Consider the following 16331-nt stretch of genomic DNA (forward strand, 5'->3'; position numbering starts at 1 on the left):
TCCGCGCCAGTGCTAGCTTTTCGTACCGTCACTTATTGCACTGGCGGATTCAAGTACGAGGTGCAACACGGTTTAACGAGGCGTGAAACACCTCGTGGGGTGTCTTGAATCCGAGCCGCTTTCGAGGTCTGTGATTCAATCTGTTTTGGATCATAGCCAGCTCTTCATCCGTCACGGTTTCCATGCGCCGCTTCTTTGGGATGTACTGGCGCAGCAGCCCATTGAAGTTCTCGTTGCTTCCGCGCTGCCAGCTGCAATACGGATCGGCAAAGTAGGTCTGGATGCCCAAGGCCTGATCGATGGCCTGGTGGTTGGCAAACTCCTTTCCGTTGTCCACCGTCAACGTCTTCACCCGCGCAGCCAAGGGCCCCAGTTTGTCCTCAATGGCTTGGCCCACCAGATCAGCGGTCTTGTTGCTGACCTTGGCCAAAACGGCATAGCCGCTCTTGCGCTCTACCAAAGTCACGATGGCCTGCTTGTGTGCTGCGCCAATGACGGTGTCGCCCTCCCAGTGGCCTACCTGCTTGCGCTCTTCAATATGGCCTGGCCGCTCGCTGATCGGGCGTCTGTTGGGGATTTGCCCGCGTCTGTCGCGGCCGTGTAGATAGCGTTTGCGCCGAGGTTTTTGACTGCGCAGGTTCTGGTGCAGCTTGCCACCAGCGGCCTTGTCCGCATAGACACGCAGGTACACGCTCTCGTGGCTGACTGCAACCTTCTGGGCAATCTGCTCAGGACTCCATTGCAGTCCAAGGTAGAACACTACATCGCCCCAGACCTGAGCACTCACGCGTCGGGCGTTGCGGCTGCGCTGCGCTCGTTGGGCTGCCTTGCGGCACGCCTGCTCAGCGCGGTACCCGCGCTGACCACGACCGCGGTTCAATTCGCGGCTGATGGTGCTGCGGCTTCGACCCAGCAGGCGGGCAATCTCGCTGATGGTGTGATTGGCTTTCAAGAGACTGTGGATTTGGTATCGTTCTTCTCGGCTGAGGTGCTTGTACATCGGGCAACTTGGACTTGGCGGTTTGAGCGGCCATGATGCCTTGGCATCCTCAGCCACCCGTCACCGGGTTCATCTTTGTTGCGCTTCGTACTTGAATCCGCCACTGAAAACGAGGAGACCCCATCAAGCTTTTCGCGGCCCTGGTCCACCAGCGACAGCATCCACCCCGCCAGCAGCAGCTTGAAGGTGCTGCACATTGCAAAACGTTCGTCCTGACGCCAGCCCAAAGCCAGGCCGGTTTCGGTATCCAGCATGGACACCCCCAAGCGACCCTGCGCGTTTTGCTCAATCCCCTCCATCGCGCTGTTCCAAGTTTTGGAGATGCCTGCGCCAGGTGCGGCCTGAACTGCGCAACCCGCCAACGGGGAAAGCCCCAGCGCGGCCAACCCCAAGGAAAACTCTCGCCTTTGCATTCTGAAACTCCATCATTTTGAAAGATCGCGACGATATAGCGCCGCTGCGCGTTGCGCCAATGGCAATCATTGAGAGCAGACCCAAGAAAAACTAATGGATCACCATGCACTTGCCTCTCAATGCCCTGCGAGCGTTTGAAGCCTCCGCACGGCACCTGAACCTCACCCGCGCAGCGCTGGAGCTGCACGTCACCCAAACCGCGGTGAGCCAGCACATTCGCAAGCTGGAAGATCATCTGGGCAAGCCGCTTTTTCGGCGATTACCCCGGGGCCTGGCATTGACGGATGAGGGGCTGGCGCTGCTGCCCACGTTGAGCAATGCCTTCGCACGCATGGAGACGGCACTGGAACAGATTCGCGAAAAACGGCCGCGCGAAGTGCTGACCGTGGGCGTGGTGGGCACGTTCGCCGTGGGCTGGCTGCTGCCTCGGCTGCGACACTTTCAGCAGACCCACCCGTTTGTGGACCTGCGCCTGCTCACCCACAACAACCGGGTGGACATGGCTGGAGAAGGGCTGGACTATGCCATCCGCTTTGGTGACGGTGCCTGGCATGGCACCCACGCCCAGCAGATTTTTCAGGCACCACTCTCGCCCATGTGCACCCCCGCCTTGGCCCAGGGGCTGCAGCAGCCGAGTGACCTGGCCAGGCTGCCCTTGCTGCGCAGCTACCGTACCGATGAGTGGACGGCATGGTTTGCGGCAGCGGGCCTGCCCTGCCCGGTGCTGCGGGGCGCGGTGTTTGACTCCTCCCTCACCCTGGCCGAGGCTGCAGCGCAGGGCGCAGGGCGCAGGGGTGGCCCTGTTGCCAGTGGCCTTGTTCACGCGTGAGCTGCAACAGGGCCGGCTGGTGCAGCCCTTTGCCCTGGAATTGCACCGTGGCGCCTACTGGCTGACCCACCTGCAGTCGCGCACGCCCACCGCCGCCATGCAAGCATTTGGGCAGTGGCTTCTGGAGCAGACCCACTGACGGCAGCCAATCTCGGGAGTACGGTCAAACGTCGATCTGTGCTGGGTCCAGGAACTCTTGCGCGTAGCGTTGGGGCACCCCCTGGCTCACAAACACGTCGAACAAATCGGGGTCGATGTGGCCGCCGTTGCGCATCTTGACCATGATGTCCAGCGCTTGCGACAGGCTCATCCCGCTTTTGTAGGGCCGGTCAGCGGCCGTGAGGGCTTCAAACACATCGGCCACGCCGATCATGCGGGCCTGCAGGGACATCTGCTCACGCGTGAGCCCTTTGGGGTATCCGCGCCCGTCCATGCGCTCGTGGTGCCCGCCCGCGTATTCGGGCACGTTCTTGAGGTGGCGCGGCCAGGGCAGCGTCTCCAGCATCCGGTTGGTGGCGACGATGTGGTGGTTGATGATGTCGCGCTCGGCCTGGGTCAACGTGCCCGACCGGATGGTGAGGTTCTCCACCTCGTCCGCCGTCAGAAAACTGGTTTGTACGCCCTGCGGATTGCGCCATTGGCGTTGCGCACCCATGTCACGCACCCGCTGCTGGTCGGCCGGGCTCATCGCCTCCACCCCCTGGTTCACGGCACGCAAAAAATCGCGGTCTTCGTCCAGCGCCGTCAGCTCTTGCTGCAGCGCCTGCTGGATGCTGGCCTCGGCAGCAGCATCGACCACCGGCCACAGGGCCAGCTGTCGCCGCAGGGCCGCGAGTTCAGCGTCGCGCTTGAGCACCTCAACACGCGTTTCTACCAGGCCAATGCGGTCATACAGCGTTTGCAGCTTGGTAGCCTTGTCCACCACATGCACAGGGGTGGTGATCTTGCCGCAGTCGTGCAGCAAACCCGCCATCTTGAGCTCGTACCGGTCGCGCTCGGTCATGTGAAAACCTGCCAGCGGCCCCTCCTGCGCCGCATGCGCTGCTTCGGCCAGCATCATCGTGAGGGCAGGCACGCGCTGGCAATGTCCGCCGGTGTAGGGCGACTTTTCGTCAATGGCCAGGTTGATGAGGTTGACGAACGATTCGAACAACCGCTCCAACTGGGAGACGAGCAGCCGGTTGGTAAGCGCAATGGCTGCCTGGGATGCCAGCGATTCGGCCAGGCTCTGGTCGGCTTGCGAGAAGGGAATGATGGCACCCGTCTCCGGGTCGCGCGCATTGATGAGCTGCAGCACGCCGATCAGCTCCCGGTCGTGGTTCTTCATCGGCACCGTCAGGAAGGACTGCGAGCGGTAACCCGTTCGCTCATCAAAGGCCCGGGTGCCAGAAAAGTCGAAGCCCTTGGCGCAGTAGGCATCGGCAATGTTCACCGTGCGGTCGTGAATGGCCGCATGGGCGGCTATCAGCGAATCATTGGGCGCGCCCTCGGGCGTGCGCAGGGGCAGCAGCGGCAAATCCACCGCTTTGCCCGTGGTGCCGCCCAGGCGAATGCCCAGTGAATCCGTGCGCAGAATCTCGAACTTCAGCGCAGACTGGTCCTCGGTCACGCTGTACAGCGTGCCGCCATCCGCACCGGTGATGGTTTTGGCCGCTTCCAGAATATTTTCCAGCAAGCGCTCAATGTCACGCTCACGCGACAGGGCTGCGCCGATGCCATTGAGCTGTTCCAGCCGCCGGAACAGATTGAGAGTGGATTCCTTGCTCATGCGCCCGCCTCGGATACAGCGTTGGTGATCCCCGCATCGAAACGAAAGGTGACCGCTATCATGGCGACCTTCTTGCCTGCCTGCGTTTTTTCTGTGGACCCTGCCGCCCCCCGCTACCTCACCGCCGCTCTCTACCAGTTTGTGAACCTGCCCGACTTTGCCGAGCTGCGTGCGCCGCTGCAGGCACTGTGCGAATCCCATGGCGTGCGCGGCATGCTTCTGCTGGCCCATGAGGGCATCAACGGCACCATTGCGGGCCCGACAGAGGGTGTGCAAGCCGTACTGGCCTGGCTACGCAAAGACCCCCGCTTTGCAGCCTTGCAGCACAAAGAGGCCGCGACCGATGCCATGCCGTTCTACCGCATGCGCGTGCGGCTCAAGAAGGAAATCGTCACGCTGGGCGTGCCCGGACTGAACCCTGCACGCAATGCCGGCACCTACGTGAAGCCCGATGATTGGAACGCACTGATTGACGACCCCGGCGTGGTGGTCATCGACACGCGCAACGATTACGAAGTGGGCATCGGGACGTTTGACCGCGCCATCAACCCGCACACCCGCAGCTTTTCTGAATTTCCGGCGTGGGTGGCAGAACAATCGCAGCCCGGTGGTGTGCTGGCTGGCAACCCCAAGGTGGCAATGTTTTGCACGGGTGGCATTCGCTGCGAAAAATCCACGGCCTTTCTCAAATCACAAGGCTTTGAGGAGGTGTACCACCTGGAAGGCGGCATTCTCAAGTACCTGGAAACAGTGCCTGAGGAGTCCAGCCGCTGGCATGGTGACTGCTTTGTGTTTGACGAACGGGTTTCCGTAGGCCACGGCCTGCTGCGTGGCCACCACCAGCTGTGCCGCTCCTGCCGCATGCCGTTGGGCGAGGCAGAGCTGCAATCGCCCCACTATGTGCCGGGCGTGAGCTGCCCCTACTGCCACGGCACCCGCACACCCGAGCAGGAACGGGCCCTGGCAGAACGCGAACGGCAGGTGCAACTGGCTGCAAAGCGCGGCCAAGCGCACATTGGTGCCAAACCACAGCAGGCCACGCCCCCACCCCCGCATACCGACGAGGACACTTCTGCATGAGCGCCCTGCCCGTGCTCTATTCTTTCCGCCGCTGCCCCTATGCCATGCGTGCGCGGCTGGCACTGGCGGTGAGCGGCCAAAGATGCGAGCTGCGCGAGGTGGTGCTCAAGGCCAAGCCCCAGGGCTTGCTGCAGGCATCGCCCAAAGGCACGGTGCCCGTGCTGGTGCTGCCGGGTGGTCAAGTGCTGGAGCAGAGCCTGGACATCATGCTGTGGGCGCTGGGCCAGCACGACCCACAAAGCTGGCTGCACCCCAGCCAGGGCACGCAGGCAGAGATGCAAGCACTGATCGCCGAATGCGATGGCCCGTTCAAACAGGCCCTGGACCGCACCAAGTACCCCACGCGCTATCCAGAATGCGACCCGGCGTATGAACGGGCACAAGCCGCCCGCTGGCTGGGCGCGCTGGAAGCCCGCCTGAACGAGCATCCTTTTCTGTTTGGAGAACACTGCGCTCTGGCAGACATGGCGATTGCCCCGTTTGTGCGGCAGTTTGCGGGGGTGGACCCCGCCTGGTGGCAGGCCCAGCCCTGGCCGCGTCTGCAGGCCTGGCTGGCGCAGTGGCAAGCCAGCAGCTTGCTTGCCAGCGTGATGGAGAAATACCCCGCCTGGGTGGACGGAGAAGCAGGGATTACTTTTCCGCCTGCCTGAGGTAGGCGCTGCACCCAAGCCCCACCCATAAAAAAAGGCGCCGCAATGGGCGCCTTGGAGGATTTGATCAAGCTCAGGCCAGGGCTGCGCGCCCATCGTTTTTGCTGCGGCCCGCACGGGCCAACAACGCCAGCAACACCAGACCAAAGCCCATGAAGCAGAGGAAGGACCAGTTGGCAATCGAGCCGCCCAGGAAAGTCCAGTCAATGGCCGTGCAATCGCCCGAGCCACGGAAAATCATGGGAATGGCGCGGCCGATGGGGTAGTTTTCGATCATGCCGTAGAAGTCACGGCCGCAGGTGGCTACCTCAGGCGGGTACCACTGCAGCCAGCTCTGGCGGGCGGCCACAAACGCACCGAAGCCAGCCGCGAGCAGCGCCAGCGCCGCAAAACTCATCCACCAGCCTTTTGAGCCTCTAGCGCTTGCCAGACCAGCGAAGACAGCTACCAAAATGAGAGCATAACGCTGCACGATGCACATCGGGCAAGGCTCCAGGCCCACCACATGCTGCAAATACATGCCAAACGCCAGCATGGCAACGCACGCTACGCTGATCAGTGCCAGCACACGGCGCGGGGCCTGATCGATCCAGTTCAACACCATCATTCTTATCTCTCATCCAACAGTCGCCGCTAGAGCATTGCTCTCTGAAACCGTCACAGCCCCAGCGCGCGGACGGCCAGCAAGGGCCGCCCCGCAGCAAAGGCCGTCGTCCCCCTTGGGGGAAGACGCGAAGCGGCTCAGGGGGAGTCAGATTCCAGCAGCGTGGTCCAGAAAAACACGGGCGCGGCGCGGTGTCACCACCAGCGTTTCGCCCTCTTTGAAGCCCTGCTCCTTGAACTGCTGCGCAGGGATCTGCGCTTCGATCAAGGAGTCTGGGGACGCATTGTCCGCTGGTTTGTGGTCTTGGGAGGGAATAAGTTCCAGCCGCGCGATGGGCCCCACCACGATGGCGCGGCTCAGCTGTGCCACGATGCCGCGGGGGCGGCCTTCGGCGTCCAGCCCGGCGCCAGGCGCATAACGCTCCACATCCAGGTCGTGCGGGCGCACGTAGGCAAAGGCCTTGGCGTTCTGCGCCGCTTGGTGTTCGGGCGAGTCGATCTGCATGCCTTCCAGGTGCACCAGGCCCTCGTGGGCACGCCCATGGAACAGGTTCACATCACCCAAAAAGCCATACACAAACGGGCTGGCGGGGTGCTCCCACACCTGCTGGGGCGAGCCGCTCTGCTCGATCTTGCCCTGGTTGATCACCACCACGCGGTCGGCCACTTCCAGCGCTTCTTCCTGGTCATGGGTCACGAAGATGCTGGTGACATGCAACTCGTCGTGCAGGCGGCGCAGCCAGCGGCGCAATTCCTTGCGCACCTTGGCATCGAGCGCGCCGAAGGGCTCGTCAAGCAGCAGCACCTTGGGCTCCACCGCCAGCGCGCGGGCCAGGGCAATGCGCTGGCGCTGGCCGCCCGACAGCTGCGAGGGGTAGCGCTCGGCCAGCCAGTCGAGCTGCACCAGCTTGAGCAGGTCCATCACCTTTTTCTTGATCTGCGCCTCGCTCGGGCGCTCGCTGCGGGGCTTCACGCGCAGGCCAAATGCCACGTTCTCGAACACGGTCATATGGCGGAACAGTGCGTAGTGCTGGAACACGAAGCCCACGTTGCGCTCGCGCACATGCACGTCGGTGGTGTCTTCGCCGCTGAAGTGAATGGTGCCCACATCGGCCGTCTCCAGGCCCGCGATGATGCGAAGCAATGTGGTCTTGCCGCAGCCCGAGGGACCAAGCAATGCGATGAGTTCACCCGAGGCAATGTCGAGACTCACATCGCGCAGGGCCTGAAAGTCGCCAAACTGCTTGCTGACGTTACGGATTTCAATGCTCATGTTCTGTTTCCTTCACACGCCAGCGGGCGCGGGGCGCTCGGGCGGCAATTCAGCGGCGGCCTTCAGGGCCTGCTCGTTGCGGTGTTCGGCAATCGTCTTGATGACCAGGGTGACCAGCGCCAGCAAGGCCAGCAGCGAGGCAGCAGCAAACGCGGCCACCGACTGGTATTCGTTGTAGAGAATCTCGACGTGCAGCGGGATGGTGTTGGTCTGGCCCCGGATGTGGCCCGAAACCACCGACACCGCGCCAAACTCGCCCATGGCCCGCGCATTGCACAAAATCACGCCATACAGCAGGCCCCACTTGATGTTGGGCAGGGTTACGTACCAAAAAGTCTGCCAGCCGGTAGCGCCCAGCACGATAGCGGCCTGCTCCTCGTCGTTGCCCTGCGCCTGCATCAGCGGAATCAGCTCGCGAGCGATGAACGGGAACGTGACAAACACAGTGGCCAGCACGATGCCCGGCACGGCAAAGATGATCTTGATGTCGTGCGCCTGCAGCCACGGGCCAAACCAGCCCTGCGCGCCAAACATCAGTACGTAGATCAAGCCGGCCACCACAGGCGACACAGAGAAAGGCAGGTCCACCAGCGTCGTCAAAAACGCCTTGCCTTTGAACTCGTACTTGGCAATACACCAGGCCGCTGCCACGCCAAACACCAGATTCAACGGCACCGCAATCAGCGCCGTGATGAGTGTGAGCTTGATGGCCGACCAGGCATCGGGCTCGCGCAGGCCTTCAAGGTACGCGCCAAAGCCCTTGCGCAGCGCCTCGGCAAACACGGCGGCCAGCGGCAGCACCAGGAACAGCAGCATGAAGGCCAGTGCCAGCGCGATCAGCGTGTAGCGCACCCAGGGTGCTTCGGTGGTACCCGCTTGTGCGCGGCGAACAGTTCGAGAGTTGGCGCCGCTCATGCTGGTGCCCCCGCGTGGCGGCGCTGCCAAGCTTGCAGCGCGTTGATGATGAGCAGCAGGATGAAGGAGATGACCAGCATCACCACGGCCACGGCGGTAGCGCCTGCGTAGTCGTACTGCTCCAGCTTGCCGATGATGATGAGCGGCGTGATCTCAGACACCATGGGCATGTTGCCCGCGATGAAGATCACCGAGCCGTATTCACCCACCGCCCGCGCAAACGCCATGGCAAAGCCGGTGAGCAGCGCGGGGGTGATGGAAGGCAGGATGACCTTGGTGAAGGTCTGCCAGCGCGTGGCGCCCAGGCAGGTGGCGGCTTCCTCCAGTTCCTTCTCGGCGTCTTCCAGCACCGGTTGCACCGTGCGCACCACAAACGGCAGGCCAATGAAGATGAGCGCAATCACGATGCCTGCGGGCTTGAACGCGAGCTGTACGCCCATGGGCTCCAGAATGCTGCCCACCCAGCCGTTGCCCGCCAGCAAGGCGGTCAGCGAGATGCCGGCCACAGCCGTAGGCAGCGCAAACGGCAAATCAACCAGCGCGTCCACGATCTTCTTGCCCGGAAACTTGTAGCGCACCAGCACCCAGGCAATCAGCAGACCGAACACCAGGTTGACCAGCGCTGCGATGAACGATGCGCCAAACGTCAGCCGGTACGACGCCAGCACGCGCGGCGCGCTGATGGCGGCCCAGAACTGTTCCCAGGTGAGGGTGAAGGTCTTGAAGATCAGTGCTGACAGCGGAATCAGCACGATGATGCTCAGGTAAAACAGGGTGTAGCCCAGCGACAGCCCAAAGCCGGGCAGCACGCGCTTGGGCGCACGCCGTCCGGCCGGGGATGCAGCCACAGCAGTCGCGGTGGTCATAGGTGAATTTGCAGCGAGATCGGCTTACTTGGCGCCAGGGGTGTAGAGCTTGTCAAACTGGCCGCCATCGTTGAAGTGCACCTTTTGTGCTTCAGTCAGCGAGCCAAAGTACTTCGCCACGGTGAATTGCTTCAGCGGCTTGAAGGTAGCGGCGTACTTCTTGAGCACCGCTTCAGAGCGGGGGCGGATGGCGTGCTTGGCGGCAATTTCCTGGGCTTCGTCCGAGTACAGGTAGTCCAGGTAAGCCTTGGCCAGCTGCGCCGTGCCCTTCTTGGCCACGGTGCGTTCGACCACTGCCACAGGGTTCTCGGCCACGATGCTGACCGATGGGTAGATCGCATCGACCTTGCCGGCGCCGAATTCGCGGTCAATGGACACCACTTCGGATTCGAAGGTGATGAGCACATCGCCCTGGTTGCGCTGCAGGAAGGTGGCAGTAGCATCACGCCCGCCTTTGGCCAGCACCGGCACATTTTTGTAGAGCTTGCTCACGAATTCGGCGGCTTGCGCTTCGGTGCCGCCCTTTTCGCGGATGGCGCCCCAGGCGGCCAGGTAGGCGTAGCGGCCGTTACCGCCGGTCTTGGGGTTCACCACGATCACCTGCACGCCAGGCTTGATGAGGTCTTCCCAGTCCTTGATGCCCTTGGGGTTGCCGTTGCGCACCAGGAACAGCATGGTCGAGGTGGTGGGCGATGCGTCGTGCGGGAATTTCTTGGTCCAATCCTTCGCTACCACGCCGTTGTCGGCCAGGAACTGCACGTCGGTGGTGGTGTTCATGGTGACAACATCTGCCGCCAGGCCGTCGTTCACGGCACGGGCCTGGGCGCTGGAGCCCGCGTGTGACTGGTCGATCTTCACGTCTTGCCCGGTGGTCTTCTTGTAGTGCGCAGCGAAGGCGGCGTTGTAGTCCTTGTAGAACTCGCGGGCCACGTCGTAAGACACGTTCAACAGCGTGTTCTGGGCACTGGCCAGGCCGCTGGCAGCCAGAGCCAAAGAAGCCAGGAGGGTCTTGAGTTTCAAAGAAGTCATGTCGCGTCGCTCGCAAAAAGCTGTAGATGTTTCATTGTCCCCACGCATTGCTTAAAACTCAAAAGAATATATTTTTGTTAAGTAATCAGGATTTGGAATATCAAGCTATAAATCCTGATGAACAGGCTCCCTGGCCTCGCAAAAGTCCAATCCTTGGCGATGTCACCGCCTTCTAAGAAAAAGTGGCTCCAGCGCTCGTCATAAAAGCGCAAGCAGCTATCAATTCAATAGCAAAATCAAGTCATCGCACCCTGCGCTACCTCTTCTGCCGGCGTCGCCTGTGAGGGTTGCTCCACGTCCGTCAGCGATTGCAACAGCGCACGGCCCAGCGGCCATTCGCCATGGCCTGAATCCACATTGATGTGCCCTGCGTTTTGCAGACGCACAAACTCGCTGCCCCAGGCGCGCGCATAGGCGCCGGCCAGGCGGATGGGGCAGTACGGGTCATTGCTGCTGGCCACCAGAATGCTGCGGTAAGGCAGTGCGGCGTAGGGCACCGGGGCAAAGTCGCTCAGCACCGCGCGGCGCTCGGGGTCGGCAGGCGCCACCAGCAAGGCGCCACGCACCCGCGCTGCGGCTTCGGGACTCATGTGGGCGGTGGTGATGCAGCCCAGGCTGTGGGCCACGATGACCACGGGGCCTGGTTGTTCAAGCACGGTCTCTTCCAGCCGCGCCACCCAGGCAGAGCGGGTGGGCGTGTGCCAGTCGTCCTGCACGACCCGCCGGGCCTGCGGCAGCCGTTCGGCCCACAGCGTTTGCCAATGCCCAGGCCCGGAATCCCGCCAGCCGGGCACGATGATGATGGAGGTGGAAGTCACGGCAGTCCCTGCCCCGACCGCCCCGCCCCACCCTTTTGGCGGGCTGGTTCAGTGCGGTTTCGGGTTTGTGTGGTTGGAAGTCAGGGCTGATTTTGGGAGGGCAACGTTAAAACCCAAACGAATATATGGCTTTTACTTAATGACCAAACTATCTTTAAGGCGGTGACTGCAGAGCCGTCCCTGAATCGAGCAAGAACCATGGGCCCAGAAAAAAGCACGCTGGGTTGCAGCGTGCTTTTGGAGTGATCCGCCAGGTTTTCGCTGGGGCGGCACCAGCGCTACTGGCAATGTTCAGCCAGTGGGCTCAAAAGCTTTCCCACTCGTCATCCGCACCGCCCTTGCCTGATGCGGCGGGTGCTGCTGCGGGGGTGGGCGCGTGGGCCTTCCCACCCGGTGCAGCCAGGCTGGCGGCTGGCTTGGGGGCCTTCGTTGCTGCGGGGCGCAGTGCACTGGCGGCTTTGGCGGCACCCAGCACGGGGCGGCTGGATGGAGCACTGGCCGCAGGCCCCGCCGTGGCACCGAGCCGTGTTCCTGCGCTGTAAGCTGAGTCTTGCGCCAGTTTGAACACAGCCACGGCCTGGACCAACTCGCCCGCCTGGGTGTTCAGGCTGGCCGCTGCCGCCGCCATCTCTTCGACCAAAGCCGCATTCTGCTGCGTGGCCTGGTCCATCTGCGTGACAGCCTCTCCCACCTGCCCCACGCCTGCGCTTTGTTCGCTGCTGGCCGCGCTGATCTCTCCCATGATGTCTGTCACGCGCCGGATGGCGGTGACGACTTCTGTCATGGTGGCTCCTGCTTTGTCTACCAGCAGGGTGCCTTGCTCTACCCGCTCTACGCTGGCCATGATCAAGCTCTTGATTTCTTTGGCCGCTTCTGCGCTGCGCTGGGCCAGGCTGCGTACTTCGCTGGCTACCACCGCAAAGCCTCGGCCTTGTTCGCCGGCTCTGGCGGCTTCCACGGCAGCGTTCAGCGCCAGGATGTTGGTCTGGAAGGCTATGCCGTCGATCACGCTGATGATGTCGGCAATCTTGTTGCTGCTGGCGTTGATGCCTTTCATGGTCTCCACCACTTCGGCCACAACTTCACCGCCCTGGGTGGCGACGGTAGATGCGTTCATGGCCAGCTGGTTGGCGGTGCGGGCGTTGTCTGCGTTTTGCCGCACGGTGGAGCCGAGTTCTTCCATCGATGCGGCGGTTTCTTCCAGAGCGCTGGCTTGTTGTTCTGTGCGCGCGCTCAGGTCGTTGTTGCCCGAGGCAATCTGGGCCGAGGCCGAGGCCACGCTTTCCGAGTTTTGGCGCACCACGCTCACCGTGCGCACCAGGCTTTGCTGCATGCGTTGCAAGGCGCCAAGCAACTGGCCGGTTTCATCGCGCGAGTCCACATCGATGTGGGTCGTCAGGTCGCCGCCCGCCACGCGGTCGGCCACCTCCACCGCACGGGCCAGAGGCGCGGTGATGGAGCGGATGAGCCAGACGGCTGCGGCAATGGCCACCGCAATCGCCAGTGCAGCCGTGATGAGGAGCATGTTGCGGGCTGTGGTGTAGGTCGTATCAGCATCATTTTTAGATTGAGCCGCCCCATCCGCATTCAGCTTCACAAGCTTGTCCAAAATCTCTTTGCTAATCGCGAACAGCTTGGCAGATTCACCTTCCATAATGGCCCGCGCTTGGTCGCTCTCGTTTTTGCGTGAATGGGCCAGCGCCGTGTTATTGACCGCGATGTTCTTGGTCCAATTGCTGGCAAATTCGTCGTACAACTTTTTTTCTTCCGGGCTGCTGATCAGTGCTTCATACTTTTTGCGCAACTGCACCATCTTTTCCCGCTCTGCGATGAGCTGCTGATCGATCTTCGCCCTGGCCGCATCATCGGTGCTCATGATGTGGTTCAGCGCAATCAATCGCAGCATAGCAGCCTCGGCATCAATGGCGTTCACCACCTCGATACTGGGCAACCAGTTCTCGGTGATTTCAACCGTGGCGGCGCGCATGCTAGACAGCTGCGCCATGGCCGCGACAGCCAACCCCACCAGCATCAGCACCAGCAGTGCAAATGCGCCAGACAGGCGAGTGGAAATCTTCAAGTTTTTCATAGAACCCTCTTTAAAACGACTTGAACCAAGGCACGCACCGGCAGTGCTGCGCAGACGAACCCAACACCCTTTTGCAAAACACACCCCAGGCAATGACAGGAGGGTGCACAGGCGGTCTCGCTTAGAAGTTTACGCCTGAGTTCTTTGCTAGAAGCAACAACTGTAACTTATCAAAAATGCAGCAAACGTGATAAAAGCAAAATGATTTTTAAAGCTGGTCAACAAAGTGGGAATGTTGCCCATCGTCCACCCAACGTTGCCACGGGCGTGGCACAGGGCGCTGTTGGGTGCCTTAAACTGCCAACGGCTGTAGGGCACCCTGCACCACCTCTGGCATTTCCGATCTCCCCCTGCACCTGGCTTCCACATGCTCAACACCCTTTGGCTGGGCTTTTTCATCACGGCTGCCATTTCAGCGCTGGCGCAATGGCTTTTGGGCGGCCAGGCCCAGGTGTTTGCGACCATGGTCGAGTCGCTGTTTGCCATGGCCAAGCTCTCGGTGGAGGTGATGGTGCTGCTGTTTGGCACGCTCACGCTGTGGCTGGGCTTTTTGCGCATCGCAGAAAAGGCCGGCGTTGTGGATGTGCTGGCGCGCTGGCTGGCGCCCCTGTTTGCCCGCCTGATGCCCGAGGTGCCCCGTGGCCACCCTGCCCTGGGCTTGATGACGTTGAACTTTGCGGCCAATGCGCTGGGCCTGGACAACGCAGCCACACCCATGGGCCTCAAGGCCATGCGTGCACTACAAGAGCTGAACCCCAAGCCCGACACCGCCACCAACGCGCAAATCCTGTTCCTGGTGCTCAACGCATCGTCACTCACGCTGCTGCCGGTAAGCATCTTCATGTACCGCATGCAGCAAGGGGCGGCAGACCCCACGCTGGTCTTTCTGCCCATTTTGCTGGCCACTTCGGCATCCACCCTGGCCGGGCTGCTGGCCGTGGCCGTGGTGCAGCGGCTGCCGCTGTGGCACCCGGTGGTGCTGGCCTACCTGCTGCCGGTGGCGCTGGTGCTGGGCGGGTTCATGGCGCTGCTCACTACGCTCAGCGCGGCCGCGCTGGCGCAGTTGTCATCGCTGCTGGGCAACCTGACCCTGTTCAGCCTGGTGGTGATGTTTGTGCTGGTGGGGGCGTGGCGCAAGGTGCCCGTGTACGAAGCGTTTGTAGAGGGCGCCCGCGAAGGTTTTGACGTGGCCAAGGGCCTGCTGCCCTATTTGGTGGCCATGCTCTGCGCCGTGGGGGTGCTGCGCACCTCGGGGGCCCTGGGGTACGCGCTGGAGGGAATCCGCTGGTGCGTGGAAGCCATTGGCATGGACACACGGTTTGTGGATGCCCTGCCCACCGCGCTGGTCAAGCCCTTTTCAGGCAGCGCGGCGCGGGCCATGCTGATCGAGACCATGCAAACGCAGGGCGTGGACAGCTTTGCGGCGCTGGCAGCCGCCACCATCCAGGGCAGCACCGAGACTACGTTCTATGTGCTGGCGGTGTACTTTGGCGCGGTGGGCATACAGCGTGCGCGCCACGCGGTGGGCTGCGCCCTGCTGGCAGAACTGGCGGGCGTGGTGGCCGCCATTGCGGTGTGCTACCAGTTCTTTGGGTGATCGGATTTCAAGGAAAAATAGCCGCTAGCGCAATATAGTCAAGCGCTACCAGCTATTAAAAACATAGCACCCTCAATACCAGCACTTCAGTCGGCACCTGACCCCAAATCCGCCGCCCCCAGTTGCTTGCTGGTGGCCGCCAGGCGTGACACCAGCACCTTGATGAAGGCCTTGTCAAACCGCGACTGCAGGTCGGCAGACGCCTCGCGCAAAGCGGGGTTCGGCACCTTGATGACCAGGGCATCTGTCTGCGCCACCGCCGTGGCGCTGCGCACCCGGTTGTCGGGCTGCAGGTAGGTCATCTCGCCCAGCGTGGCGCCCGGGCCCAGCGTGCTCAGGTGCCAGCCTTCGCGGGTGATGCTGACCTGGCCTTCCACCAGCACATAGAACGAATCCCCAGCCAGCCCTTCCTGCAAGATCACCTTGCCTTTGGGCGCCCAGCGCCAGCGGCCCAGGCGCATCAGCTCCCACAGCGCTACGTCGTGGAAGTCGGCAAAAAACGGCAATGCGCGCAGCAGGGCAAAGCGCTGGGCTTCGGAATCTTGCGGGCGTGTGGCGGGCAGCGCGTGCTGCACGGCCAGCAAGGCACTGGCAAAGTCTGCCCAGGTGGTAAACCGCTCTTGCGGCCGCTTGGCCAGCGCCCGCAGCAGCACGGCGTCCAGATGCTCGGGCAAGTCGGTGCGCAGCAGCCGGGGCGGCGTAGGCGCCTCGTGCGTGATGCGGTACAGGGTGGCAAAGTCGGTGTCGCCATCAAAGGGGCGGCGCCCGGTGAGCAGTTCATACACCACCACCGCCAGCGAGAACATGTCGCTGTGGTGGCCCAGGTCCTGCTCCTGCACCTGCTCGGGCGACATGTACGAGGGCGAGCCCACCAGCCCAGCCAATTGCGTGGCGTCACTGCGCACGGCCAGGGCAGCGCCAAAGTCGGTGAGCTTGACTTCACCTTGTTCGGACAGCAGCACGTTGGCGGGCTTGATGTCGCGGTGCACCAGCCCTTCGCGCTGGGCGTGTTCCAGCGCATTGCAACATTTGTAGGCAATGTCCAGCACCTGCGCCAGGGGCAGCAAAGTATTTGCACTGGCAAACGCTGACAGCGGCTGCCCGGCCACGTATTCGAGCACCAGGTATGGCTGCGCGGCATGCTCATCCGCATCCAGCAAGCGCACGATGTTGGGGTGCCGCAGCCGCGCGGTGAGCATCACTTCATTGCGCAGCAGCTTGCGGTAGCGTTCAGCCTGCTCGGGCTGGCGCAGCAGGTGGGCGTGCAACTGTTTGATAGCCACCTGACGGCGTTTGAACGCATCTACCGCCCGGTACACCACCCCGCTGGCGCCCCGGCCCAGCTCGGCTTGCACCTGGTATTTGCCAATGTGCAGGGGCAAGGCCGAGGGCGCGTTCAT

The 16331-nt window shown here is 62.5% G+C and carries 14 protein-coding genes and 1 pseudogene; 4 read left to right on the plus strand and 11 right to left on the minus strand.

Annotated elements, in window-relative coordinates; translation table 11 throughout:
* Window positions 1-49 precede the first annotated feature (49 nt).
* Together PQV96_RS10905 and PQV96_RS10910 are read right to left on the minus strand one after the other, a co-directional pair.
* A complete protein-coding gene (locus PQV96_RS10905; protein ID WP_031635932.1) occupies window positions 50-1000 on the minus strand; it encodes an IS30 family transposase in 951 nt (316 codons plus the stop codon).
* A complete protein-coding gene (locus PQV96_RS10910) occupies window positions 949-1413 on the minus strand; it encodes a serine hydrolase (RefSeq protein ID WP_337930627.1) in 465 nt (154 codons plus the stop codon). Before PQV96_RS10910 ends, PQV96_RS10905 begins: the two co-directional genes overlap by 52 nt.
* 104 nt (window positions 1414-1517) lie before the next feature.
* On the opposite strand from PQV96_RS10910, the pseudogene PQV96_RS10915 reads away from it, so the two are divergent.
* Window positions 1518-2382: pseudogene (locus PQV96_RS10915) on the plus strand (LysR family transcriptional regulator).
* Between the two features lie 24 nt (window positions 2383-2406).
* Here the strand turns inward: PQV96_RS10915 and PQV96_RS10920 are convergent.
* Window positions 2407-4011, minus strand: a complete 1605-nt coding sequence (locus PQV96_RS10920; RefSeq protein ID WP_273622846.1) for a GAF and HD-GYP domain-containing protein — start codon at window positions 4009-4011, stop codon at window positions 2407-2409.
* A 60-nt stretch (window positions 4012-4071) separates the two neighbouring features.
* On the opposite strand from PQV96_RS10920, the gene trhO reads away from it, so the two are divergent.
* Together trhO and PQV96_RS10930 are read left to right on the plus strand one after the other, a co-directional pair.
* Entirely contained in the window at window positions 4072-5091 is a 1020-nt protein-coding gene (gene trhO, locus PQV96_RS10925) for an oxygen-dependent tRNA uridine(34) hydroxylase TrhO (RefSeq protein ID WP_207373331.1), read from the plus strand.
* Window positions 5088-5741, plus strand: coding sequence for a glutathione S-transferase (locus PQV96_RS10930; RefSeq protein WP_066696109.1), 654 nt, complete (start codon window positions 5088-5090; stop codon window positions 5739-5741). The genes trhO and PQV96_RS10930 overlap by 4 nt, the downstream gene beginning before the upstream one ends.
* A 73-nt stretch (window positions 5742-5814) precedes the next feature.
* On the opposite strand, the gene PQV96_RS10935 is transcribed toward PQV96_RS10930, so the two are convergent.
* The 7 genes from PQV96_RS10935 to PQV96_RS10965 all read right to left on the minus strand — a co-directional run bounded on the left by PQV96_RS10935 (window position 5815) and on the right by PQV96_RS10965 (window position 13334).
* Window positions 5815-6345: a disulfide bond formation protein B gene (locus PQV96_RS10935; protein ID WP_066691781.1), complete on the minus strand. Its 531-nt coding sequence runs from the start codon at window positions 6343-6345 to the stop codon at window positions 5815-5817.
* Window positions 6346-6492: 147 nt separating this feature from the next.
* Window positions 6493-7617: a sulfate/molybdate ABC transporter ATP-binding protein gene (locus PQV96_RS10940; protein WP_273622847.1), complete on the minus strand. Its 1125-nt coding sequence runs from the start codon at window positions 7615-7617 to the stop codon at window positions 6493-6495.
* A gap of 12 nt (window positions 7618-7629) precedes the next feature.
* Window positions 7630-8532 (minus strand): sulfate ABC transporter permease subunit CysW, encoded by a 903-nt coding sequence (cysW, locus tag PQV96_RS10945; protein WP_198846423.1) that lies wholly within the window; start codon window positions 8530-8532, stop codon window positions 7630-7632.
* Window positions 8529-9398 carry a sulfate ABC transporter permease subunit CysT gene (cysT, locus tag PQV96_RS10950; protein ID WP_273622860.1) on the minus strand — a complete coding sequence of 290 codons (870 nt, stop codon included), beginning with the start codon at window positions 9396-9398 and terminating at the stop codon, window positions 8529-8531. Before cysT ends, cysW begins: the two co-directional genes overlap by 4 nt.
* Before the next feature lie 24 nt (window positions 9399-9422).
* The gene (locus PQV96_RS10955) at window positions 9423-10427 is read right to left on the minus strand and encodes a sulfate ABC transporter substrate-binding protein (RefSeq protein ID WP_067513165.1); all 1005 of its coding nucleotides are present in this window, start codon (window positions 10425-10427) and stop codon (window positions 9423-9425) included.
* A 236-nt stretch (window positions 10428-10663) separates the two neighbouring features.
* Complete coding sequence (locus PQV96_RS10960; RefSeq protein ID WP_273622863.1) at window positions 10664-11245, minus strand: RBBP9/YdeN family alpha/beta hydrolase; 582 nt, start codon at window positions 11243-11245, stop codon at window positions 10664-10666.
* Between the two features lie 304 nt (window positions 11246-11549).
* Window positions 11550-13334 carry a methyl-accepting chemotaxis protein gene (locus tag PQV96_RS10965; protein WP_273622864.1) on the minus strand — a complete coding sequence of 595 codons (1785 nt, stop codon included), beginning with the start codon at window positions 13332-13334 and terminating at the stop codon, window positions 11550-11552.
* 367 nt (window positions 13335-13701) lie between these two features.
* On the opposite strand from PQV96_RS10965, the gene PQV96_RS10970 reads away from it, so the two are divergent.
* The gene (locus tag PQV96_RS10970; protein ID WP_273622865.1) at window positions 13702-14931 is read left to right on the plus strand and encodes a nucleoside recognition domain-containing protein; all 1230 of its coding nucleotides are present in this window, start codon (window positions 13702-13704) and stop codon (window positions 14929-14931) included.
* Window positions 14932-15017: 86 nt separating this feature from the next.
* Here the strand turns inward: PQV96_RS10970 and PQV96_RS10975 are convergent, their stop codons facing one another.
* Complete coding sequence (locus PQV96_RS10975) at window positions 15018-16331, minus strand: protein kinase domain-containing protein (protein ID WP_273622866.1); 1314 nt, start codon at window positions 16329-16331, stop codon at window positions 15018-15020.

The sequence above is a fragment of the Acidovorax temperans genome (assembly GCF_028596105.1).
Taxonomy (GTDB): domain Bacteria; phylum Pseudomonadota; class Gammaproteobacteria; order Burkholderiales; family Burkholderiaceae_C; genus Acidovorax; species Acidovorax temperans.

Excerpts from the sequence above, each read along its gene's own strand:
- cysW (WP_198846423.1), bottom strand. The coding sequence starts at position 8,532 with ATGAGCGGCGCCAACTCTCGAACTGTTCGCCGCGCACAAGCGGGTACC.
- PQV96_RS10965 (WP_273622864.1), bottom strand. The coding sequence starts at position 13,334 with ATGAAAAACTTGAAGATTTCCACTCGCCTGTCTGGCGCATTTGCACTG.
- PQV96_RS10930 (WP_066696109.1), top strand. The coding sequence starts at position 5,088 with ATGAGCGCCCTGCCCGTGCTCTATTCTTTCCGCCGCTGCCCCTATGCC.
- cysT (WP_273622860.1), bottom strand. The coding sequence starts at position 9,398 with ATGACCACCGCGACTGCTGTGGCTGCATCCCCGGCCGGACGGCGTGCG.
- PQV96_RS10905 (WP_031635932.1), bottom strand. The coding sequence starts at position 1,000 with ATGTACAAGCACCTCAGCCGAGAAGAACGATACCAAATCCACAGTCTC.
- PQV96_RS10935 (WP_066691781.1), bottom strand. The coding sequence starts at position 6,345 with ATGGTGTTGAACTGGATCGATCAGGCCCCGCGCCGTGTGCTGGCACTG.
- PQV96_RS10910 (WP_337930627.1), bottom strand. The coding sequence starts at position 1,413 with ATGCAAAGGCGAGAGTTTTCCTTGGGGTTGGCCGCGCTGGGGCTTTCC.
- PQV96_RS10940 (WP_273622847.1), bottom strand. The coding sequence starts at position 7,617 with ATGAGCATTGAAATCCGTAACGTCAGCAAGCAGTTTGGCGACTTTCAG.
- PQV96_RS10920 (WP_273622846.1), bottom strand. The coding sequence starts at position 4,011 with ATGAGCAAGGAATCCACTCTCAATCTGTTCCGGCGGCTGGAACAGCTC.
- trhO (WP_207373331.1), top strand. The coding sequence starts at position 4,072 with ATGGCGACCTTCTTGCCTGCCTGCGTTTTTTCTGTGGACCCTGCCGCC.
- PQV96_RS10955 (WP_067513165.1), bottom strand. The coding sequence starts at position 10,427 with ATGACTTCTTTGAAACTCAAGACCCTCCTGGCTTCTTTGGCTCTGGCT.
- PQV96_RS10970 (WP_273622865.1), top strand. The coding sequence starts at position 13,702 with ATGCTCAACACCCTTTGGCTGGGCTTTTTCATCACGGCTGCCATTTCA.
- PQV96_RS10975 (WP_273622866.1), bottom strand. The coding sequence starts at position 16,331 with ATGAACGCGCCCTCGGCCTTGCCCCTGCACATTGGCAAATACCAGGTG.